This window comes from Billgrantia sp. C5P2, assembly GCF_051062895.2.
Genome location: NZ_CM128542.1, coordinates 3,658,033 through 3,679,030 on the forward strand (window position 1 = coordinate 3,658,033; position 20,998 = coordinate 3,679,030).

At 66.3% G+C, this 20,998-nt stretch carries 25 protein-coding genes; 4 read left to right on the top strand and 21 right to left on the bottom strand.

Annotated features, from left to right (window positions below; genetic code table 11):
- Positions 1-32 precede the first annotated feature (32 nt).
- Positions 33-854, top strand: a complete 822-nt coding sequence (locus ACRWQA_RS16845; protein WP_263582773.1) for an acyl-CoA thioesterase — start codon at positions 33-35, stop codon at positions 852-854.
- 124 nt (positions 855-978) lie between these two features.
- The gene (locus ACRWQA_RS16850; protein WP_434229320.1) at positions 979-2,730 is read left to right on the top strand and encodes a methyl-accepting chemotaxis protein; all 1,752 of its coding nucleotides are present in this window, start codon (positions 979-981) and stop codon (positions 2,728-2,730) included.
- Positions 2,731-2,790: 60 nt separating this feature from the next.
- Here the strand turns inward: ACRWQA_RS16850 and ACRWQA_RS16855 are convergent, their stop codons facing one another.
- The 3 genes from ACRWQA_RS16855 to ACRWQA_RS16865 all read right to left on the bottom strand — a co-directional run bounded on the left by ACRWQA_RS16855 (position 2,791) and on the right by ACRWQA_RS16865 (position 5,489).
- On the bottom strand, positions 2,791-3,663 hold the full coding sequence (locus ACRWQA_RS16855; protein WP_434229321.1) for a bifunctional nuclease family protein: 873 nt from the start codon (positions 3,661-3,663) through the stop codon (positions 2,791-2,793).
- A gap of 93 nt (positions 3,664-3,756) precedes the next feature.
- The gene (locus ACRWQA_RS16860; RefSeq protein WP_434229322.1) at positions 3,757-5,034 is read right to left on the bottom strand and encodes a Y-family DNA polymerase; all 1,278 of its coding nucleotides are present in this window, start codon (positions 5,032-5,034) and stop codon (positions 3,757-3,759) included.
- Positions 5,031-5,489, bottom strand: a complete 459-nt coding sequence (locus ACRWQA_RS16865) for a LexA family protein (RefSeq protein WP_263582769.1) — start codon at positions 5,487-5,489, stop codon at positions 5,031-5,033. The genes ACRWQA_RS16860 and ACRWQA_RS16865 overlap by 4 nt, the downstream gene beginning before the upstream one ends.
- A gap of 160 nt (positions 5,490-5,649) precedes the next feature.
- On the opposite strand from ACRWQA_RS16865, the gene ACRWQA_RS16870 reads away from it, so the two are divergent.
- Complete coding sequence (locus ACRWQA_RS16870) at positions 5,650-6,927, top strand: MgtC/SapB family protein (protein ID WP_263582768.1); 1,278 nt, start codon at positions 5,650-5,652, stop codon at positions 6,925-6,927.
- A gap of 4 nt (positions 6,928-6,931) precedes the next feature.
- On the opposite strand, the gene ACRWQA_RS16875 is transcribed toward ACRWQA_RS16870, so the two are convergent.
- From ACRWQA_RS16875 to ACRWQA_RS16950, 16 genes are all read right to left on the bottom strand, one after another.
- Entirely contained in the window at positions 6,932-7,294 is a 363-nt protein-coding gene (locus ACRWQA_RS16875; RefSeq protein ID WP_263582767.1) for a DUF1428 domain-containing protein, read from the bottom strand.
- Between the two features lie 44 nt (positions 7,295-7,338).
- Entirely contained in the window at positions 7,339-8,586 is a 1,248-nt protein-coding gene (locus ACRWQA_RS16880) for an RNA polymerase sigma factor (protein ID WP_446326200.1), read from the bottom strand.
- A gap of 9 nt (positions 8,587-8,595) precedes the next feature.
- Entirely contained in the window at positions 8,596-8,955 is a 360-nt protein-coding gene (locus ACRWQA_RS16885) for a YciI family protein (RefSeq protein ID WP_111413156.1), read from the bottom strand.
- Between the two features lie 86 nt (positions 8,956-9,041).
- Positions 9,042-10,091, bottom strand: coding sequence for an EscU/YscU/HrcU family type III secretion system export apparatus switch protein (locus ACRWQA_RS16890; protein WP_263582765.1), 1,050 nt, complete (start codon positions 10,089-10,091; stop codon positions 9,042-9,044).
- The gene (gene sctT / locus ACRWQA_RS16895) at positions 10,088-10,933 is read right to left on the bottom strand and encodes a type III secretion system export apparatus subunit SctT (protein WP_263582764.1); all 846 of its coding nucleotides are present in this window, start codon (positions 10,931-10,933) and stop codon (positions 10,088-10,090) included. Before sctT ends, ACRWQA_RS16890 begins: the two co-directional genes overlap by 4 nt.
- Before the next feature lie 6 nt (positions 10,934-10,939).
- Entirely contained in the window at positions 10,940-11,209 is a 270-nt protein-coding gene (locus ACRWQA_RS16900; RefSeq protein ID WP_167111613.1) for an EscS/YscS/HrcS family type III secretion system export apparatus protein, read from the bottom strand.
- Positions 11,210-11,214: 5 nt separating this feature from the next.
- Positions 11,215-11,871 carry a type III secretion system export apparatus subunit SctR gene (gene sctR, locus ACRWQA_RS16905; protein ID WP_434230694.1) on the bottom strand — a complete coding sequence of 219 codons (657 nt, stop codon included), beginning with the start codon at positions 11,869-11,871 and terminating at the stop codon, positions 11,215-11,217.
- Complete coding sequence (sctQ, locus tag ACRWQA_RS16910) at positions 11,864-13,000, bottom strand: type III secretion system cytoplasmic ring protein SctQ (RefSeq protein WP_434230697.1); 1,137 nt, start codon at positions 12,998-13,000, stop codon at positions 11,864-11,866. The genes sctR and sctQ overlap by 8 nt, the downstream gene beginning before the upstream one ends.
- Complete coding sequence (locus ACRWQA_RS16915; RefSeq protein WP_434230699.1) at positions 12,988-13,476, bottom strand: hypothetical protein; 489 nt, start codon at positions 13,474-13,476, stop codon at positions 12,988-12,990. Before ACRWQA_RS16915 ends, sctQ begins: the two co-directional genes overlap by 13 nt.
- Complete coding sequence (locus ACRWQA_RS16920; RefSeq protein ID WP_263582760.1) at positions 13,473-14,810, bottom strand: FliI/YscN family ATPase; 1,338 nt, start codon at positions 14,808-14,810, stop codon at positions 13,473-13,475. Before ACRWQA_RS16920 ends, ACRWQA_RS16915 begins: the two co-directional genes overlap by 4 nt.
- A complete protein-coding gene (gene sctL, locus ACRWQA_RS16925; RefSeq protein ID WP_434230702.1) occupies positions 14,807-15,403 on the bottom strand; it encodes a type III secretion system stator protein SctL in 597 nt (198 codons plus the stop codon). The genes ACRWQA_RS16920 and sctL overlap by 4 nt, the downstream gene beginning before the upstream one ends.
- Positions 15,375-16,070: a hypothetical protein gene (locus ACRWQA_RS16930; protein WP_434230703.1), complete on the bottom strand. Its 696-nt coding sequence runs from the start codon at positions 16,068-16,070 to the stop codon at positions 15,375-15,377. The genes sctL and ACRWQA_RS16930 overlap by 29 nt, the downstream gene beginning before the upstream one ends.
- Positions 16,067-16,831 (bottom strand): type III secretion system inner membrane ring lipoprotein SctJ, encoded by a 765-nt coding sequence (gene sctJ / locus ACRWQA_RS16935; RefSeq protein WP_263582757.1) that lies wholly within the window; start codon positions 16,829-16,831, stop codon positions 16,067-16,069. The genes ACRWQA_RS16930 and sctJ overlap by 4 nt, the downstream gene beginning before the upstream one ends.
- Positions 16,832-16,863: 32 nt before the next feature.
- Positions 16,864-17,289, bottom strand: coding sequence for a hypothetical protein (locus ACRWQA_RS16940; RefSeq protein ID WP_263582756.1), 426 nt, complete (start codon positions 17,287-17,289; stop codon positions 16,864-16,866).
- A 62-nt stretch (positions 17,290-17,351) separates the two neighbouring features.
- On the bottom strand, positions 17,352-17,531 hold the full coding sequence (locus ACRWQA_RS16945) for a hypothetical protein (RefSeq protein WP_167111630.1): 180 nt from the start codon (positions 17,529-17,531) through the stop codon (positions 17,352-17,354).
- A gap of 53 nt (positions 17,532-17,584) precedes the next feature.
- Positions 17,585-18,082, bottom strand: a complete 498-nt coding sequence (locus tag ACRWQA_RS16950) for a hypothetical protein (RefSeq protein ID WP_263582755.1) — start codon at positions 18,080-18,082, stop codon at positions 17,585-17,587.
- Positions 18,083-18,377: 295 nt separating this feature from the next.
- Here ACRWQA_RS16950 and ACRWQA_RS16955 point away from each other — a divergent pair, with 295 nt between their 5' ends.
- Positions 18,378-19,145 (top strand): tetratricopeptide repeat protein, encoded by a 768-nt coding sequence (locus ACRWQA_RS16955; protein ID WP_434230708.1) that lies wholly within the window; start codon positions 18,378-18,380, stop codon positions 19,143-19,145.
- A gap of 52 nt (positions 19,146-19,197) precedes the next feature.
- Here the strand turns inward: ACRWQA_RS16955 and ACRWQA_RS16960 are convergent, their stop codons facing one another.
- Complete coding sequence (locus tag ACRWQA_RS16960) at positions 19,198-19,626, bottom strand: hypothetical protein (RefSeq protein ID WP_434230711.1); 429 nt, start codon at positions 19,624-19,626, stop codon at positions 19,198-19,200.
- 17 nt (positions 19,627-19,643) lie between these two features.
- The gene (locus ACRWQA_RS16965) at positions 19,644-20,993 is read right to left on the bottom strand and encodes a type II and III secretion system protein family protein (RefSeq protein ID WP_434230713.1); all 1,350 of its coding nucleotides are present in this window, start codon (positions 20,991-20,993) and stop codon (positions 19,644-19,646) included.
- Positions 20,994-20,998 lie beyond the last annotated feature (5 nt).

Here is a 20,998-nt window from a genome sequence, read left to right on the forward strand (position 1 = left end):
AACAACCGTATGATACGCCCAGAGGAAGCCCCATGACCGATGCCCTGAATGCGCTCGTCGACCTGCTCGGCCTGGAAGAGATCGAAGAGAACCTGTTCCGCGGCCGTAGCCAGGATCTTGGCTTGCCACAGCTGTTCGGTGGCCAGGTACTCGGCCAGGCACTCTCGGCCGCCTCTCACACGGTGGATACCAGCCGCCAGGCGCATTCGCTGCACGGCTATTTCCTGCGCCCCGGCGACCCGCATCGCCCGGTAGTCTATCAGGTCGACGCCGTGCGCGATGGCGGCAGCTTCACCACTCGGCGCGTCACCGCCATCCAGAAGGGGCGTCCCATCTTCTTCTGCAGTGCCTCCTTCCATGGCCGCGAAGAGGGCATGACCCACCAGATAGCCATGCCCGGGGTCACCCTCCCCGAAGCGCTGGACCAGGATCCGAACGCTCGCCTGGAGCGCTTTCCCGGCCATCCCATCGAGTTCCTGCACCTGGGTGACGAAGCCGAGCCAGGCCAACCTTCGCGCAAGCGGCTGTGGTTCCGCCTCACCGGTGAACTGCCCGACGATCCCGCCCTGCACCGCTACCTGCTGGCCTACAGCTCCGACTTCAACCTGCTGACCACGGCCCTGGTGCCCCATGGTATTACCTTCCGCGACCCCAAGCTGCAGATCGCCAGCCTCGACCACGCGCTGTGGTTCCATCACGACGTCAAGGTCAACGACTGGCTGCTCTACGATATGGACAGCCCCTGGAGCGGCGGCGCCCGCGGCTTCGCCCGGGGCAGCATCTATGATCGCAACGGTCGACTGGTTGCCTCCTCCGCCCAGGAGGGCCTGACCCGCCTGCGCGATACTCCCTGAGACCACTCACTGACTAATGTCGTAGCCACGGGGAGTCAGGAAGACCTAAAGAATTGTTGAGACCGGCCGAAGTTAGTAAGTACTTACGATCGTATCAGTACATTACTAGCTTCGAGGTTTCGCAATGCAAGCATCGGCTCCCAAGACCCCATTCGCACTGAGCCTTCAGGTTCGCCTCCTGCTCCTGGTCCTGTTGCCCCTGCTGCTGACCACACTCAGCCTGGTGGTCATCGATGGCTATACCCGCGCCCAGGACAGCCGAGTCAATTTGGAGCATCAGCGGGAACTACTCATCGACACGCGCAGGACCGGGGTTCGCGACGTGGTCGAGAGCGCTCACTCAGCCATCCAGCCCATCCTGGAAGCCTCCGACCTCAGCGACGCCGAGAAGCGCGAGCGTGCCGCCGAGATCCTGCGTGCCATCCGATTCGAGGGCGGCAACTACGTCTTCGCCTATCAACACGACGGGCTCAACGTGGTCACCGCGCCGATGCCCGAGCGCGAAGGCACCAACATGATCGGCGTGCAGGCGCCCGATGGCGCCTACATCATCCGCGACCTGATCGACGTGGCCCGCCAAGGCGGCGGCTACTACTCCTATCCGTGGGAGTATCCCGGCACCCGCAGCATCGAAACCAAGTACTCCTATGCCGTCAACGTGCCCGAGTTCGACTGGATGCTCGGCGCCGGGGTCTACACCACCGACATCGATGCCGCCATGGCCAACGCCAAGGCTCAGGCGACTGCCGAACTGCGCCAGTCCATCCTGACCTCCGCATTGCTTGGGCTGGGACTGTTCGTCGTTGTCGCCTTCGTGTCGACCTGGCTGGTGCGCCGTACCGTGGCACCGATCCGCCGCACCGCCGCGGCCATGCGCGACATCGCCAAGGGCGAAGGCGACCTGACCCGTCGGCTGAAGGTGGAGAGCCGCGACGAGATCGGCGAGCTGGCGAACCAGTTCAACGCCTTCGTCTCGCGTATGCAGGACACCCTGCGTGACGTGCGGCGCAGCACCGCGAGTGTGAATCAGGCCGCCGAAGAGATTGCCCAGAGCAGCGACGAGCTGGCCACCCGCACCGAACAGGCGGCCGCCAACCTGCAGGAGACCTCCGCCTCGATGGAGGAGATCACTGCCACGGTGAACCATAGCGCCGAGTCCGCCGAGCAGGCCAACCAGTTGGTGGTGGCCACGACCCAGGTGGCGCGCGAGGGTGAAACCGCCATGCAGCGCGTCGAGCGCACCATGGCCGATATCGATACCTCGTCGGGTCGCATCGCGGAAATCATCAAGCTGATCGACAGTATCGCGTTCCAGACCAATATCCTGGCGCTCAACGCCTCGGTGGAAGCGGCTCGTGCCGGTGAACACGGTCGCGGCTTCTCGGTCGTGGCTCAGGAAGTTCGTACCCTGGCCAGCCGCAGCAGCGATGCCGCACGCGAGATCCGCCAACTGATCGACGCCTCCGCGGCCCATACCCGAGAGGGCAGCAGCATCGTCAAACAGGCCGGCGAGACCATGCGAGAACTCGTCGCCAGCGTGGCTCGGGTCAGCGACGTGATCGCCGAGATCAGCGCCGGGGCGCGGGAACAGAATGCAGGCATTGGCCAGGTCAATACCGCCGTGGCCGAGATGGACACCATGACCCAGCAGAACGCCGCCATGGTGCAGCAATCCTCCACCGTGGCCGGTGAAATGCGCCATCATTCGCAGCATCTCAGCGACCTGGTCAACACCTTCATTCTCGGTGAGGAAACTCCAGCTCAGGCGGCAATGCCGCGGCATACCGCAGCTCCCCAGCGGGCGCTTCCCCGCCCCGCCACGGACCCCAAGCCGCGCAAGGCGCACGTTAGCGAGGAGGAATGGGAAACCTTCTGAGGACCGGCGGCCGGCCATGGAGCCGGCCGCAGCTATCACGGCTTTGACTGGTCCAGCATCTCAGGTACGAACGCCCGGCACGTCATGCCGCAGCCGCGGCACGGGCTGCGGCGGGGGAACATCGGTGGTGACTTCCAGTTCGTTCTCCTCGCCTTCCTGCCAATAACGCAGCCGGGCGTCTTCGTCCACGGCGGTGTCGCGTACCAGCTCGAGGTAGCGCAGCGGTGTGTCGGGTACTTCGCCGTTGACCTCGAGCAGCAAGGCGCCGGGGCGTAGTCCGGCCTCTGCCGCCGGACCGCGCACGTCGCTGACCAGCACCCCGGGGCGGTCGGGCAGGCCCAGCGCCTCGCGCAAATCGTCGGTGACTGGCGTGACGCTTATGCCCAGCGCCACGACCACCTGTTCATCCAATCCTTCGTACTCGATGTTCCGAGCCGCCTCGAGCACCTTGGGGGCCACGTGAATGCTTGCCCCGGCAAAGAGGGCCAAGGCGATGGCATCGCTAGGTCGGCTGTCGATGAGCAGCGTCTCGTCACGCCCCGGCAGGCGCAGTTCCAGCATGCCGAGAAAGGTGTGATCGACGATCGCATCGACGTAGACCCGCTCCAGAGTGGCGTCGATGCCGCCGAGCACATCGCCCAGCAGGTCGTGAGTCATGGGACGGGGAGAACGCTCACCGGCCAGCCCACGCAGGATGGCCCCCGCCTCGCTGACGCCGATGAAGATCGGGATCACCTCGCGCGCACCCGGCTCGCGCAATAGCACCACCGGCGGACCACCGAAGCCGGCCAGCCCCACCGTGGCGACTTCCACCTCGACCATCTCGTCGACTTCGGCGGCGAGTTCACGCGCGCCCGCAGCCAACGGCTCCGCCAACAGCACGGCACCGCACAGCAGCGACAGCAGATAGCGCCAGCGTATGGGCAGTGGCATGAGCATCTCCTGCATGCAGGCAGTCAATATCAGCATGGCACCCGGGGTGCCTCACTGCCACGTCATTACCGACAATCGTTATGCGGCCTGCCATCATTCCGTCTTGACCTTCACCAGCTCCTTCCAGCAGGTGGTGTAGCGCTGGGTACGATGCTGGCAACGCAGTGCCCAGGCGTTGTCCTTGTGCGGCAGGCCGAAGCGCACGGTGTCGCGCCCCATCTCCCGGTTGAGGTGATCGAGGGTCGCCATCAGCCGGTGGCTGCGATCGCGCCGCCGCTCGTCGGCGGGCTCATCCAGCAGCGACAGTTGGCAGCGCCCGGCATCCACCAGGTCCAGCAGCATTACGCCGCATTTCTGGTAGCGATGCCCTTCGAGGAAGATCGCCGCCAGCGCCTGGCGCGTAACGGCGAGGATGCTCGGCGTGTCGCTGCAGGGCTCCGGCAACGCCACGACATGGCTGTTGGCGTACTGGGCATCCCCTGGGCGGTGCGGGTTGGTGCGCACGAAGACGAGTACCGCACGGGCCATGCCGCCCTGTCGGCGCAGCTTTTCAGCCGCCCGGGCGGCATGCTGCCGCGTGGCGGCCTTCAGGTCGGCAAGCTCGCTGCTCAGCTTGCCGAAGGAGCGCGACACGAGAATGCGCTGGCGCGGTACGGACAGATCCTCGAGTTCGATGGCTGGACGGCCGCGCAGCTCCCAGACGATGCGCTCGAGCACGACCGAGAACGCATCGCGAATCCACTTGGGATCGGCCTGCCGCAATTGCCAGGCCGTCTCGATGCCCATCAGCTCCAGTCGCTCGGCCGTACGTCGGGCCACGCCCCACAGGCCAACGACCGGTAGTTGCTCCAGTACCTGGCGGGTCATGTCGCTGTCGGCCTCGAGCAGGCAGACCCCCTCGTAGGCCGGTTCGCGCTTGGTCAAGCGGTTGGCCAGCTTGGCCAGTACCCGGGTGGGGGCCAGACCCACGCCGGCCGGAATACCGGTCCAGCGCCGCACCGTCTCGCGCAGTCGCCGGCAATGGGCTTCCAGCGCCCCGGGCTCGAAGCCGGAAAAGTGCACGAAACTCTCGTCGATGGAGTAAAGCTCCACCGCCGGGGAGAACTCGGCAAGCACCTGGTTCACCCGGCGCGAGACATCGCCGTAGAGGGCGTAGTTGCTGGAAAGCAGCACGGCCTGGCGGCGAATGGCCGGGGGTAGCTGGTGCAGTGGCGCCCCCATGGCCACACCCAACGCCTTGAGTTCCCGTGAGCGTGCCACCACGCAGCCGTCGTTGTTGGAGAGCACGCCAACCGGCAGCCCTTCCAGATGCGGGTCGAAGGCTCGCTCGCAGCTGACGTAGAAGCTGTCGCCGTCGACCAGGGCGATCATGCCGGCGCTCCCGGAAGCGCATGGATCACATGGGTCACCACGCCCCAGACATGACATTCGCGCCCTTCCAACGGAATCGGCGCAAAACGCGGATTGCTGGCCAGCAGCATGGTTCTCCCACGCTGGTGCGCCAACCGCTTGACGGTGAGTTCACCATCCACCGCGATCACGATTACCCGTCCCGGCAACGGCTCCAGGCTGCGGTCCACCACCAGCAGGTCGCGGTCGTGGATGCCATCGCCCTGCATCGAGTCTCCCTCGGCACGCACGAAATAGGTGGATGCCGGACGTCGCACGACATACTCATGCAGATTGAGATCGCCATCCAGGTGATCGTCGGCGGGGCTGGGGAAACCGGCGCGTACCCGGCAGCCCAACAAGGGTAGATACTGCGGCATGGGCGATGTCGCGGCTCTACCGACGATGCGCAGCGCGAAGAGGGGGACAAGCGACATGGGGCCTCCAGCAAACCTGTAAATAAATACAGTATCCGGCAAGAATCTGCCCGCTGGCAAGCGCCTCGCTGAGGTGAAGGGCTGGCCTGCCCATCTTGGTGGTTGAAGGCGGCAGCGCGACGTTCCACGCTGGAGAGAGATTATCCAAGGAAGGAAGGCAATGGACGACCTTGCCAGCGACTTTCTGGCCGACAATACCGTGCTCATAGAACTTGCCGTGGCGCTGCTGCTGGGCGCGCTGATCGGCATCGAACGCGGCTGGGTCGCTCGCGAGCGGGAGTGGGGCGAGCGGGTGGCCGGGGTGCGCACCCACGCCCTGGTGGGACTGTTCGGGGGCGTGGCGGCCCTGCTCTCGGAAGTGCTGACGCGCTGGGCCTTTCCGCTGATCTTCCTGGCCGTGGCGATGATCGCCCTGGTCGGCTACCGGGCGCGCATGGATCAAAGCCGCGACTACAGCATCACCGGACTGGTCGGGCTGCTGCTGACCTTCTGCTTCGGCGCCCTGGCGGTAGCGGTGGACATTGGGCTGGCCACGGCCTGCGCGGTGGTCACGGCGCTGATCCTCGACAACAAGCGCGAAATCCACGGCCTGCTCAACAAGCTGCAGGCCAACGAACTCGATGCCGGCCTCAAGCTGCTGTTGATCAGCGTGGTGATGCTGCCGCTGCTGCCCAACGAAGACATGGGCCCCGGCGGCGTGCTCAACCCCTACGAGATCTGGTGGCTGGTGGTGCTGATTGCCTCGATCTCGTTCGTCGGCTACTTCGCCGTGCGCCTCGGCGGCACCGAGAAGGGTATCCTGTTCACCGGGCTGTTCGCGGGGCTCACCTCCTCCACCGCCCTGACCCTGCAGTACGCCCGCCAGGCACGCCGCGAGCCGCAGCTCGCCCCGATGCTCGCTGCGGGCATCCTGCTGGCTTGCGGCACCATGCTGCCGCGTCTCTTGCTCTATGCCGCCCTGCTCGGCCCCGCGCTGCTGCCGCGCCTGTTGGCGCCGGTCGCTGCCATGGGCGTGACCCTCTTCCTGCCGGCGCTGTGGCTATGGCGCCGCCATCGCCGCAACCTCAAGGCCGACCGGCCGATGACCCAGAACCCGCTGGAGCTGCGTGCCGCGCTTCTGCTCGGGGCCCTGTTGACGGCGGTCATGGTGCTGGGTGAGTGGCTGCGCGCCTGGCTCGGCGATGCCGGCGTTTACCTGTTGGCCGCCGTTTCCGGCATGGCGGACGTGCATGCCGTTGCCCTGTCGCTGAGCCGCATGGCCGCGAGCACCATCGAACTCTCCACCGCCGTGAAGGGCATCGTGTTGGCGGCCTCGGTCAACAACCTGTTCAAGGTGGTGCTGTCCGTCAGCGCCGGCAATGCTCACCTGGCCCGCTGCATTGCCGGCCCGACATTGGCTTCCGCGGTAGTGGGGCTGGCTGTCGCCTGGTTGCTCTAGGCTCCTAAGGCATCCTCAGCGCCTCACGGAACCCGCCCCAGATCATGCGCTTGCCATCGAACGGATGGTTCGACGGATCCATCATATCGGCCATGCGCGGGTCCTCCATCACCTTGGCATTGATGCGATCGCGCTCCTCACGCGAGGCGTAGAGGATCCAGGAGAAGATCACCGTCTCTCCCGGTTCAAGCTTGACGCTCAGGGGAAAGGAGGTGTGCTCTCCCGGCGGGACGTCATCGGCCACGCACTCCACGTACTCCAGGGCGCCGTGTTCGCGCCAGATTTCTCCGGCCCGCCGGGCCATGTCCAGGTAGGCGTCGAGATTCCCTTCGGGAACCGGCACTACGAATCCATCGACGTAGCTCATGGGAATGTCTCCTGAATAATGAACTTGGTGATAGCCAAGAGGCCTCATCCCTCTTTCGAGCCAGCCAACGGCAAATCGACATCGGCGGCGGTTGCCATTACCTCGCGCAAGCGGCGTTCGAGGAAACGTCGCTCGGCGTCGTGCGTGACCAGTTTCAGCGCCTCGCGGTAATGCATCGCCGCCTCGTCATGGCGACCCAGCCGGCGCAGCAGGTCGGCCTGCGTCGCCGGCAGCAGGTGATAATGGGGCAGATGGATCTTCTCGAGCAGCTCGAGGCCCGCTTCCAGCCCATCGGCCATGGCGATCGCCACGGCCCGGTTGAGCGCCACCACAGGTGTGGGCTGAAGGACGTAGAGCAAGCTGTAGAGCGCGGCGATACGCCGCCAGTCGGTCTCTGCCGGTGTTGCCGCCTGGGCGTGCAGGGCCGCTATGCCGGCCTGCACCGCATAGGAGCCAAGCGGGTTGCCGCGTAGCGCCACCTCGATATGGGCGATGCCCTCCTCGATCTCGTCGACATTCCAGCGCTTACGGTCCTGATCCTCCAGCAGCACGATATCGCCGGCCTCGTCGGTGCGCGTGTTACGCCGGGAATGGTGCAGCAGCATCAGCGCCAGCAAACCGCGCGCCTCGCGCTCGGCCGGCAGCAGCCGCACCAGCATCCGCCCCAGGCGAATCGCCTCGGCACAGAGATCGCTGCGCACCCAGTCGTCGCCGAAGCTGGCCGCATAGCCTTCATTGAAGATCAGGTAGATCACCGCCAGCACCGACTCCAGGCGCTCGCCCAGCGCCGTGTCGTCGGGAACCTCGAAGGGAATGCCCGCATCGCGGATCTTGGCCTTGGCTCGCACCAGCCGCTGGGCCAGGGTCGGCACCGGTACCATGAAGGCGCGAGCGATCTCCTCGGTACGTAGCCCGCCCAGGGTATGCAGCGTCAGTGCCACCTGGGCGGATCGCGCCAGGGCCGGGTGGCAGCAGGCGAAGACCAGGCGCAGGCTGTCGAGCGGCTCGGCCTCGAGGTCCTGATCGAGCAGCAGTTCCAGGTGTTGGCGCAGCTCGTTGCCCTTGCGCTCGCGCATCTGCTGGTGACGCAACTGGTCGACCACCTTGTGGCGGGCGGTGGCAATCAACCACGAGGTCGGGTTCGGTGGCCAGCCCTGGACCGGCCACTGCACCATCGCCGCCTCGAAGGCCGCCTGCACGGCGTCCTCGGCCAGTTCGAAATGGCCGAACCGGCGAATCAGGCTGGCCAGCACGCGGCCATACTCACGGCGATAGAGATCGTCCAGGGTCACTCAAGTCCCTCATAGTCGATAGGCGGGGTCCACCGGCCGTACCTCGACCGAGCCGCCGACCCGTAGCGGCGGGATGCGCCGGGCCAGCCCCAAGGCCTCGTCCAGGTCGCGGCACTCCACTACGTGAAAGCCACCCAACTGCTCGCGGCTCTCGGCGAAGGGGCCGTCCAGCGTCACCACCTTGCCGTTCTGCTCACGCAGGGTGGTGGCCGAATCCACCGACTGCAGCCGGGCACCGCCGCGGTAGTGCCCACTGGTGACCATCTCCTGGATCAGAGCGTTGTAGTCGTTCATGACCGAGTCGCGCTCGGCATCCGGCAGGCCGTTCCACAGCGCCTCGTCGATACAGCACATCAACATGTATTGCATGGCAGTTTCTCCTGGTCGTTCACAAGACTAGCTCATTGGCCGTCATTCATGAGTCGTACGACCTCCCTCTGGATCGACATTTCCTTTTAGATCAACCCGGCCACCACCAACTCGTCGGCGACTGCCTGGAACGTATCCTGGGGAATCGGCCCGCCGTTACCGGCCCGCTTGGCGATTCGAGCCGCCAGCCCCGGCCGGATGGCTACGGCAACTCCCTGGGTGGCGGCCGCTTCGAGCAGCGCGGCGGACTGATCGGGAGAGGCCTTGCACACCACCACCGGCACGGGCGTCTCGCCCTTGACGTAGCGCAGCCCTACCAGCCAGTCGCCGGCGGCGCCCAGCATGAGCGAAGCGTGCTCCACGCCGGTTCGCGCGGTGTGGGCGTACATGTCGCGCCGTTCGCGTTGGCGGGCACGGCGGATCTCGGGGTCGCCCTCCAGATCCTTGCGCTCGCGCTTGTGCTCGGTCCGGGTCATGCGCTGATCGCGCCGGAACAGCCAGTGCTGCATCAGCACGTCGATCGATCCAACCACCAGGAAGGCGATCAGGGCGGTAATGATCAGCGGCTTGAGCAACGCCATGAAGATGCCATCCAGGCAGTCGAAACCACAGCGTGGTGAGTCCATCAGGGTTTGCAGCCCCAGCCGGAAGACGATCACGAACGCCGTGCCCAGCGCGACCATCTTGATCAGCGACTTGACGAATTCGATCACGCCGCGGGCCGAGAAGATTCGCTTGAAGCCCTCGGCGGGATTGATGCGCTCGAATCTCGGCTTGATCGGGTCCACCGAGAATACCGGGCCGCGCATGATCAGGATGTTGGTCAGTACGGCGGCCACGACGGAGATGACGATGATCGGCAGTACCGAGCGCACCACGATTTCCGCCCCCAGCGCCAGCAGGCGTGGCCACAGGGTGTCGAACGGCTCGTGATAGAGACGTGTGGTGGTGCTGATGAGGTGGCGCACACGCCGTTCGATGCCGCCGACAGCCATGACGAGATAGAGCGTACAGCCCAGCATCACCATGGCGGTGACCATGTCCGAGCTCTTGCTGACCTGCCCCTTCTTGCGCGCGTCGCGCAGCTTCTTTTCGGAGGGCGGCAGCGATCTCTCTTCGCTGGGTTTCTCGCTCATGCGCGCCCCTGCTCTCCGGGCAGCCAGGCGACACTGCCCAGCAGCGTCTCGAGGCGCCGATAGCCGTCACCCAGCGTGCCGAGCTCCTCCACCAGCAGCGGTATCAGGAAGACGATGTAGAGCAGCATCAGGAAGGTGAAGAGCAGGTTCTTGATCGCCAGCGACAGCGAGAACACGTTCAGGCTGGGCGCCATGCGTGCCAGATAGGCAAGCATCAGGTCGGCGACCAGCAGGGCGATCACCAGCGGCGCGACCATCATCACCCCCACCCGCATCACCTGGTCCAGCATATCCAGCATCGTCAGGGCGGTGCGGGACTCAAGCACCGGCACGAAGCGCTCCACCGGCCACAGCGCATAGCTCGCGTAGAACCCCTCGAGCATGATCATGAAGCCACCCGAGACGAAGAACAGCGCTACCAGGGTCACTACCAGCAGCGTGCTGGTGACGCCCGACTCGGTGCTGCCCATCGGATCGAGCAGTTGCCCCATGGTCGAGGCACGCTGCAGGTCGACCACTTCCCCCGCCACCTCCGCCGCCCAGAACGGTATGCCGAACACCACGCCGATGACGGCGCCGATCATCAGCTCCTTGATCAGCAGGGCGGCAAGACCGAAGGCCGACAGCGGGCCCAGCGACGGTAACGCGGAGAAGATGAACGGTATCGCCGGCAAGGCGATGGTCACGGCGACGGCGGAGCGGATCATCCCGGTCAGGCCGAGCCGATTGAAGGCCGGCGTGATGAGGATCACCCCCAGCGCCCGAGTCATACCGATGGAAGCGGCCACGAGCATGGGATAGACCAACTCGGTAAGGAAGGGAAAGAATTCCTCGAATGCCATGGGACCTCAGCGCGACCAGGCGGCAAAGTTGTCCAGCACCTGGTCGGTCAGGTTGACGAGCTGCCCTACCAGCAGCGGCCCTCCCACGATCAACACCAGCATGATCACAATGACCTTGACCGCCTGGGGCAGCGATTGGTCCTGAATCTGCGTCAGCGCCTGCAGCAGGCCGATGCCGAAGCCGATCACGATCGCCGCCAGCAGCGCGGGTGCGGATAGCAGCAGTACGGTCCACAGGGCATTGTTCATCAGCGTGAGGAAGATCTCGCCGGACACGGTGGCTAACCTCCGTAGCTGAGGATCAGGCCGTGCATCAGGCGCGACCAGCCGTCCACGGCAACGAACAGGAAGATCTTCAGCGGCACCGAGATCAGCGGCGGCGCGACCATCACCATGCCCATCGCCATCAGTACGTTGGCCACCACCAGGTCGATGACCAGGAACGGGATGTAGATCAGAAAGCCGATCTCGAAGGCACGCACGAGTTCGGAGGTGACGAAGGCCGGAATCAGCACCACCAGGTCGTCATCCTGCAGATTCTCGCGCGCCTGCTCCGACCAGATGTTCTGCGTGGCATCGATGAAGAAGGCGCGCTCACGCTCGTTGGCGTAGAGCGACAGGTACTCCTGTAGCGGCCCGCGCAGCAGCATACCGGTCTCGCGGATGTCCTCGACGCTCTCCAGCGAACCGCCGTGGTTCTCGAGCCGGTAGGCGATCTCGCCGACCAGCGGCGTGGTGATATAGACGGTCAGCACCAGGGCGATGCCGTAGAGCACCAGGTTGGGCGGCGTCTGCTGGATGCCCAGGGCGTTGCGAATCAGGAACAGCACCACGGCGATCTTGAGAAACGAGGTCATGGTCACCACCGCCAGGGGCAGCAGCCCCAGGCCGGCCATGACGATGATCATGCCGACCAGGTTGGGCTCGAACTCACTCATCGCCCGTGAGCCTTACGATCTGCACGCCCAGGCTGTCGCCGATCTCCACCAGCCGCCCTCGGCCCATGGGCCGACCATTGACGACCAGGTCCACGGCGTTCTCCGTCGGCCGGGACAGCGGCAGCACGCTGCCCGGCCCCAGTTCGCGAAGCTCGCCGAGCGAGAGCTCCAGGCGGCCGAGCTCGCACACCAGGCGCATCGGCAAGCCATCCAGGGCCGCCGCATCCGTGGGCGGCGGTTTCGGGCTACGAGAGTCTTCTGCCATGGCGTCACGGCTCCTGTCGTTACTGCGGGGATGGTTCTTGAGGGAATCGTTGCTGGGGAGATCGTTCCGGGGCACATCGAGGTCGTCGCCATGCCCGGCAGTGGGTGGCGTGAGCAGTTTCAGGCCATCGTCCTGTTCCACCACCTTGGCCATGGGGCGTCCGGCGATCGCCAGCGCCTCGGCCGGTCGTTCGAGCAGCACCACGTCGCCCGGCATCAGGCCGCGCAGCTCGTCCAGTCGCAGCCGTTGGTGCCCGGCGAGCCACTGCACGGAGATGGGCAGCGCCGAGCACGGCCTGGGTTCGACAGCAGGCAGAGCCCCCAGCAACGGCGCGACGGCCCGCATGGCGGCGGCGCCCAGCGACAAGCGCAGATGGCTGGCGTGCCCATCGGCCTCCAGGCGCAGCGAAATGCGTATGGCCACGGCTTCCTCGGCCGAAGGAGGCGCCTCGTCCAGCTGCAGGGCGACGCCCAGGCGCGCTTCCAAGGGCTCGATCCACTCCAGCAGGGCGTACTCCAGCCACAGCGCCGCGAGGCCGGGTTCGCACGCCTCCAGCCCGGTACGCAACGCCAGGCGATCCGTCAAGAGCGCCAGGCTGTCATGGCAGAGCTCCAGCAGCGCCGGGGCGCCGCCTATCGATAGCCCCAGTGCCACGGGCAAGGAAGGTGGCCCGGCTTCCGCGACGATGCGCAACCGCAGCGCTCGCTCGCCCAGGGAGAGCGCGAGTGCCAGGCGCGGGCGATGCAGCGCGTTGAGCATGGTCACCTGCTCCGGCGACAACCGGGGCAGACGCGCCGCCACGACCGTGTCTCTCGTCGTCGAGCCCTGCCGCCCCGCCGCCGGCACCAGATCTAGCTTCGCCATTCCGGCCCCCCACGCGGCAGGGTGTCCTCGAGGTCCGCCTCGAGGCGCCCCTCCTGCACGATGCGATCAGCGCTGCGGCGACGCTCGACCAGCTTCCCCAGCGCCTCCCGGGCATGGGAGCGCTGCTTCCAGACCTCGGCCTGCCGGGCACACTCCTCGAGCAGCCGGCATTGCTCCCGTTCGGCCGCCGAGCGCGCATCGGCCAACTCGGTCTGGCGCCGCTGATGATCGTCGATGGCCTGGCGCGCCTGCTCCAGCTCCGCGGGCGACAGCGTCGCCCCCTCCGCCGCCTCGAACCACGCCTGCTCTAGCCGGTCGAAGTCGCTCTGCTCGCGCGCCAGGGTGAGGTCGAGCTCATCGATGCGGTGCGCCTCGTCCCGACAGCGCCGTTGCTGCGCCGCCAGGGCGGCCTCGGCCAGGCGTTCGCGCCGCTCACGCAGCGCCATGAGTTGCTCGAGTCGGAAGCGTTCGGTCATGACAGCAGTTCATCCATGCGTTTCAAGGTTTCCTCGAAGTCGCTGTGTTCCCTCTCGCTCTGGCGCAGGAAGGCTTCGATGGCGGCATGCCTGGCAACCGCCTCGTCGGTAAGGGGGTCGTTGCCCTCGCGGTACTCACCGACCTGAAGCAGCAGCTCGACGTCGCGATGGCGCGCCAGCAGGTCGCGAATTCGACCGGCGTTGCGGCGCTGCTCGTTCGAGATGACGGCATCCATCAGGCGGCTGCGGCTGGCAAGGACGTCGATGGCCGGAAAGTGGTCACGCTTGGCCAGGTCGGCGCTGAGTACGATGTGGCCGTCGAGAATGGCCCGCGTCTCTTCGGCGACCGGATCGAGGCTGCCGTCGCCCTCGGTGAGCACGGTATAGAGCGCGGTGATGCTCCCGCTGGCCCCCGGCCCCGCCCGCTCCAGCAAACGCGGCAAGGCGGCGAAGAGCGAAGGCGGATAGCCGCGTCGGGTCGGTGGCTCGCCGGCGGCCAGGCCAATCTCGCGCTGGGCTCGGGCAAAACGGGTAATGCTGTCGACCAGCAGCAGGACGTCGCGCCCCTGGTCGCGGAAGTGCTCCGCCACGGTGGTGGCCACCATGGCGGCCCGTGCCCGCTCGATGGCCGGGCGATCGGAAGTGGCCACTACGCAGACAGTGCGCTGCCGGGCCTTGGCATCGAGCTGCACATCCAGCAATTCGCGTACTTCGCGACCGCGTTCGCCGACCAATCCCAGCACGATGACCTCCGCCTCGCTGCCGCGTACGATGGCGGAGAGCAGCGACGACTTGCCCACCCCGGGCTCGCCGAAGATGCCGACGCGCTGGCCACGCGCCACGGTCAGCAGGCCGTCAATGGCGCGAATGCCCAGCGCCAGCGGATGCTGGATCAACTGTCGCGCCAGGGGACTGGGCGGTTCGGCATGCACGGGGCAGATGCGCAGGGCATCAATGTCACGATCCGGTGCGGCATCGATGAAGGTGCCCAGTGGGCTGATTACCCGCCCCAGCAGCGCCTCACCCACCGGCACCCCCTGCGGTCCGCCGGTGGCGATGACCTCGGCCCGGGTGGACATGCCCTGCAGGTCGCCGATCGGAGAGAGGATGGCGTGCTCCTCCTCGAAGCCGATCACTTCGGCGGCGACATGGCGTCCGCTCACGGGGTCGCGCAGGTAGCACAGCTCACCGATGCCGGTGCCGTCGACGCTGGCGTGCACCAGCAGGCCGCGAATTCGGCGTACCCGGCCGTGTACCGGACGCAGTTCGGCCTCTTCCAGCCGCGCGCCCAGTCGCGGCAGCAGCGCCTCGAGGTCGATCTCGGGAGACGTCATCGGCGCAGCTCCTGGCCACTCGTCAGCGCGCGACGCAGGGCAGTCAGTTGGGCATCAAGCCCGACATCGACGATCGCCACCGGACTGACCAACAGGCATTGGCCCGGCCCCAGCTGCGCGTCGCCTTCGACGCGATAGGCGGGGCCTTCGGCTATCGACGGCCCCTGGGCCAGCAGCGCTTCGACGGCTGCTACCCGCTCCGGCGCGACGCGCACGCTGACCCGCATGTCGTGGCGCAATTCGCGCAGGGCCTGGCGCGCACAGCGGCTCACCAGCTCGGCGTCGTCGAATTCGCCCAGGATGCGGCGCACCATGCCCAGGGAGAGCTCGGCCAGTGCCTGGTCGAGCCCCGCCAGGTAGCTCTCCACCCGCTGGGTGGCCTGTGTCAGCAATTCGGCTGCCCGAGCCTCGCCTTCCCGTCGCCCCTCCTCAAAGCCGTCGGCATAGGCGCTGGCGGCGGTATGTCGGGTCCTCGCCTCCACCTCCCTGGCTTGTGCCCGGGCGCGCTCGAGAAAGGCGTAGCCATCGATCCAGGCCTGGGCCTCGTCGCCGCGCAGGATGACCTTACTCGGACGTGTCGGCAGTTCGTGCATGCTCTGACTCCCTGATCTCGGCATCGACGATGGCGGCGGCGCAGCGCACGATGCCAGGCCCTTGCCGGCAAACCTCGGGGGAGGCTCCTTCCAGCACCTCCTCCGGCAAGCCGCTGGCCAACCCCAGCCTCAGCCAGGCGGCGAGTTCGGGCGGCTGCAGCGACAGCCAGGCCGAGACGCAGGCCTGCCCATCACGCTTGACCGCCCGCGCCAGCATCTCGATGTCGTCATCGCTCGCCACCGCCACCGCCAGCTCGCGGTTGGCCAGCGCGGTGGCGAAGGCGGCATCGCCGAAGCGCTGCTTGAGGGCCACCACGCGAGGCGCGCGAATCTCGCGCACGAAGGCGGCGGCATGGCAGATCACCCCGCAGTAATGGGCCAGGGTGGCGCCGGCCCGCGCCGGCAGCGCCAGTAGCCGGGCGTCCTCTTCGGTGGGCGCGGGCAGCGACTCGGGCGGCATCAATCCATGCCGGTCAATCAACCGCTGCGCCAGACGGCGCTGGAAGCGAGGATGCAGCATCAGCGACTCCAGGAGGGCGTCACCGGCGATCCCACCCAGGCAATCCTGCAACCAGGGGCGCGCAACGCAGCGCGCCGGCGCCTCGACGAAGGATCGCCATGCCGAGGCCGACGATTCTCGTTCGGCGGCGGTATTTGCTCCGCTCATGTGGGTGGCTCCAGGTCGTAGGGCACGCGCCGACGGCGCTGCCAGGTCATCCACCCCACCGCCCCGGCCAGGCCCAGCAGCACGGCGGCGAAGATACCGAACAGCCAACTGACCCGCCCGACGCTGCTCGCCGGCATGGCGATACCGAGAAAAGCGCTCGTCTGCGGTGGCACTATTTCCACTCTGGGCTCCAGCCTCATCGCCGCCACCGGCACCACCGAGACGTTGTCGTAGGAGAGCCCGGCAATGCCGTTGGCCACCAAGGTCTTTATCCGTGGGATCAGCGGCCCCACCTCGAGCTCCGGCGCGTGGCGAATGAACACCGAGGCCGACGAGGGCGTGCTGTCCTGCCGCACCAGGTCGTTCTCGGGAAGGACGACGTGCACCCGGGCCGTGAGAACGCCATCGATCTGCGACACCGTATGCGACAGTTCTTCGCTGAGCGCATAAAGCATCTGAGCGCGCTCCTGTACCGGCGACGACACCAGGCTGTTGCCCTGGAAGATCTCGCCAAGATTGGAAAAGCGCTCCTGGGGCAGCCCCAGGCGATCCAGTATCTCCACCGCCTCGGCAAAGCGATCCTCGTCGACGGTAACGGTCATGCGACCGCCATCGGCGGCGACCCGCTTGGCAGGAATACCGTGCCTGGCCAGCGCCGCCACCATGACGTTGGCCTCGCGCTCGCTGAGGTCGGTATACAACTCGGTGTCACACGCCTGCAGCAGCAGCGCCATGGCGAGAATCGACAGCGCTCGGAGCAAGCCCCTGCGTCGTGGGATAAGTGGCAAGCCGGTCATCCCCGTAGCAGCGTCGAGGTGGCGCCCGACGTCTGGGCAGCGCAAGACGCCATCAGCCGCGACTCGACCGCATGGTCGAACATCGAGCCAAATGCGTCGATCATGCGCTGGAACTGGTCGCCACCAAGTGCCTCAGCGCCGGGATCGTCAGCGCTGCCGCCGTTCTCGGTGCCCGACACGGCCCGGGAGGCGCCACTCCCCTCGCCACCCTGGGCGGAGGAGAAGGCCTGCATCCGCTCGAGGGTGCCCTCCAGCCCATTGAGGATGTTCTCGCCCAGCTCGGCCGGTGTCACGGCCTGCAGGGTCGAGCCGGAAACGCGTGCCATGTGCTCGAACAGATTCTGCTCGGCAGGCGTTGCGGAACTCGCCATGCCCTCCGCCATCGGGGCGGGCGTCGCGCCTGTCGTCATCGCGGACATCATCACGAATCACCTCATAACGTGTGCCTGAACGGCAGGCAATTCCTGCCGCATTCGTACCGACGTCAGCCTTCGTCCTTGAGCATGTCACCGGCATAATCCATCAGGTGCATCATCGCCAGTGATCCCACTGCCTGGCCGACAATGGCCTGGGCCTGGGCATTCTCGACGGCGGCATCGAAAGCCTGCTGATCCGTGCTGGAAAGGTCGTTGCCACCGGGTGCACCTACGGCTTCAGTCGCCATGATCGCTTCCTCCTTTTCTTCTCTTCGTTTCGCCTGCTTTCTTCGTTTCACCGTCATTCGCTGACGGCGGTCTCGGTCGTTCCGCCACGGAACACCCGTACACCGGATGGACCGCGCGGGGTCGGTTGACGCAGGCGCTCGACGTGCCTGGCCACGTTGTCTATCCATGCCGGCGGTCCCCAGGCCTGGAGCGTCGAGCCGCCATCCACCAGACGCACCCGCAGGGGGGCGCCAATGCGGGATTCCTCTATGTTTTCCATCAACCGCTGCGAGTCGATTCCATTGAGTTCGAAGCGGCGCTGCGTCATCTCTCCCCGCGTGGCGACATGCAGCACACCGCCATCGAAAAACCAGGCCAGGCCGTTGGCCGCGCTGATCCGCTCGAGGAACTCCTCGGCGGTACCGGCGCGTATGTCGCCCCTCACCCGCCCCTTGACTTCACGTGAAATCTCCACCGGAAGCGACAGGTTGTGCCCCATTTCCCGAAGCACGTCGCGTACGTCCTGATCGATGATCACGTAGCGATACTCGCGCTCCTTCCACTCCTCCATCGGCCATCCACTTACCTGTTCTTCGGCAATGCAATGTCCTGAAATAGTGGCCAATCCCACGACAAAAAGAGTGGATATCGCATGATACTTTCGCATCGATACCGAAATGATTTTTCCTATACCAAGGAGGATAAAGGTGCAGTAGTATCGAAACGTCTTTGCCTGACGAGGTAGCAGGCTTCCCTGGAATACCCGCAACGGAAAGCTCCTTGAAAGGTGTATTGCACGGCAAGCAAACTCGGGGCGTGCTTCCATATACGAGGAGGTCTCATCGGTGATACGCAACGACATACGAATGCCCGCTCTCCTGCTTTCCTGTCTGACGCTCGGCGCCTGCTCGACTACCGGCAGCGGCCTGGGCGGAGAGGAAGCCCGACTGCTCAGCCTGGCGGACGACATCGGCCGGCGCGGCGACCACGCCACGGCCGCCGCCATGTACGAGCGAGCGGCGGAGCTGTCTGCCGACGATCCCCAGATCCATGTGCGGCTCGGCAATGCCCGGCTCGATGCCGGTAACGCGGAAGCCGCCAAGACCTCCTTTCGTACCGCCCTGAGTCTCGATATCGAGAACACCGATGCCCTGCTGGGACTGGGCACGGCCCAGTTGCGCCTTGGCGAGGTCGAAAGTGCGGTACGCAACCTGCACAAGGCGGCCCCGGAAGTGAATACTCTGGCGGCCTGGAGCCGCTTGGGCGCTGCCCACGCCCTGCTGGGCCAGGGTGAGTCGGCGCAGCACGCCTTCTCCCAGGCGGCAGCACTCTCGCCGCATAGCCCCGATGCCCTTACCAACCTGGCGCTGGCGCATTCGTTGGCCGGAGAGGACGACGAGGCCATCGAGCTGATGCGTCGTGTCAACGACTCACCGCTGGCAGAGGAGCGCCACTTCCGCAACATGGTGTTGGTGCTGGTGCTAGCCCAGGAGCTGGAACAGGCCCACAGCATCGCACTGCCGGAGATGTCCCCCAGCCAGCGCCAATCGCTGATCGAGCAGGCTGCGCGCATCGGCGAGATCACCGACCCCGCCGACCGAGCCCGCGCCATGGGCCTGGCCATGGCGCGATGACGCCCCCCCTGGGGCCAAGCGCCCCAGGGGAGCAGCGGCTGCAGGCCAATGCTCACAGATCCCCCGTGGTGGCGCTGCGACTGGCGGAGCCACGCGCTTCCGACTCGAGCACAACACGGCGGCTGTTGGCACGCTCCCGGTCCTCCAGGCGTTCGCGAGCCGCCGCCGCTACCGGAGCACCTCTTGCAGGCCCCATCTCACGTCCGTGGAGCAGATCCCCAGGGCGCTCGACCATGGCCTGGAGGTTGAGGTCGTTGGCGCAACCGGGCGGCAGGGGTACGATGCCGGCCTGACCGGGTGACACCCGGCAGGTATTGGGCGCGATGCTACGGCGCAGCGCCTCGGTATCACTCCCCGCGGGTTCGCTCACCTGCCGATAGCCGGTCTCCCAGGAGATCGGTGCCATCGACGAGACACAGCCGCTCAGCAGCAGCGCCAGAGGGAGAAGTCGCCAGGTTCGCCAGCCTGTGTGATAGCGCATGCCCTCGTTCTCCTTGTTCATTGCAGGTGGAAGCCGAAGGGGTCGTCACTCGCGACCCGGTAGGCACTGCTCGTATCGAGCCTTCCTTCGTCACCGGCGACCCGTGCATGATCCATCGGAAGCCGAACCGACGATGGCGCCGAGACAGGTTCGACGATATAGGGCGTGATCAGGATCACCAGCTCGGTCTCGTTGCGCTGGAAGCGCCGCGAGCGGAACAGGTTGCCGAGGACCGGGACATCGCCCAGCACCGGGACACGCTCGATGTTGTTGAAGGTGTCGCGCTGGAACAGGCCGGCAATGGCGAAGGTCTGGCCGCTGCCCACCTCTACCAGGGTATCGGCACGCCGGACCTGCAGCCCCGGCACGCTGATGCCCCCGACCTGCACGCTGCTGCCGGTCAGGCTGCTCACCTCGGGGCGCACCTGCAGCGAGATGCGATCGTTGGGCAGTAGCACCGGCGTGAACAGCAGCGAGACGCCGAACTGCTTGTACTCGATGCCAACCAGGTCGCGATTGACCGGTACCGGAATCGGGATCTCGCCGCCGGCCAGGAAGCTGGCGGTTTCCCCGGTGACCGTGGTGATGTTGGGCTCGGCCAGGATCTGCAGCAGGCCGTTCTCCTGCAACGCTTGGAGCAACCCATCGATGCTGTCGCTGCCGGCCCCCAGGGTGCCGAAGGTCATGCCTGCCTGGGAGCCGGGCAGTACGCCAAGTGACAGGGAGCCGTTATTGATCAGTGCGCTCCAGCTGACGCCGTACTGCAGCAACTCCTCACGCGAGACTTCGGCAAAGCGCACGCGCAGGTTGATCTGAGTGCTGCCTTGGTAAGTGGTGGCATCCAGCGCTCGCCCCTCTTCCGGCGTGTGACTCTCGAGCGTCGACTGGATGGCGATGGCGCTGTCGACGTCCGCGCTTTCCCCCTCCGCCACCAGCTGGTTGCCGGCCATGCGCAGCACGATCGGCGCCCCACCCCCGGCCCCCTGCAGGGCCTGGTTGACCGCCCGGGAGCCATTACGCACCTGCAGGCGCATCGATGCCTGGGTACGCTCGTCCGCGCCCAGTACGATCAGGTTGGTATCGCCCTGGGCCTTGCCGAAGAGATAGATCACTCCAGGGGAGACAATCTGTACGTCGGCAATCTCGGGGTCGGCCACGAACACCGACTCGGCCGGTTCGCCGAAGCGCAGAATACGCCCCTGTCCGGTCTCCAGCGTGAGTCCCTGTTCCCCGCCGGCATCGACGTTCTGGGCATACGCGGGAACCGCCAGCACGAGCCATGACAGCAGTGTTGTCAGGCAGCGGGCCAGGTAGCGGAAATGTACCGGGCCGAGGGAGGGAGGGAGAATCGAGGGTCTGGCTGCCATCGCAG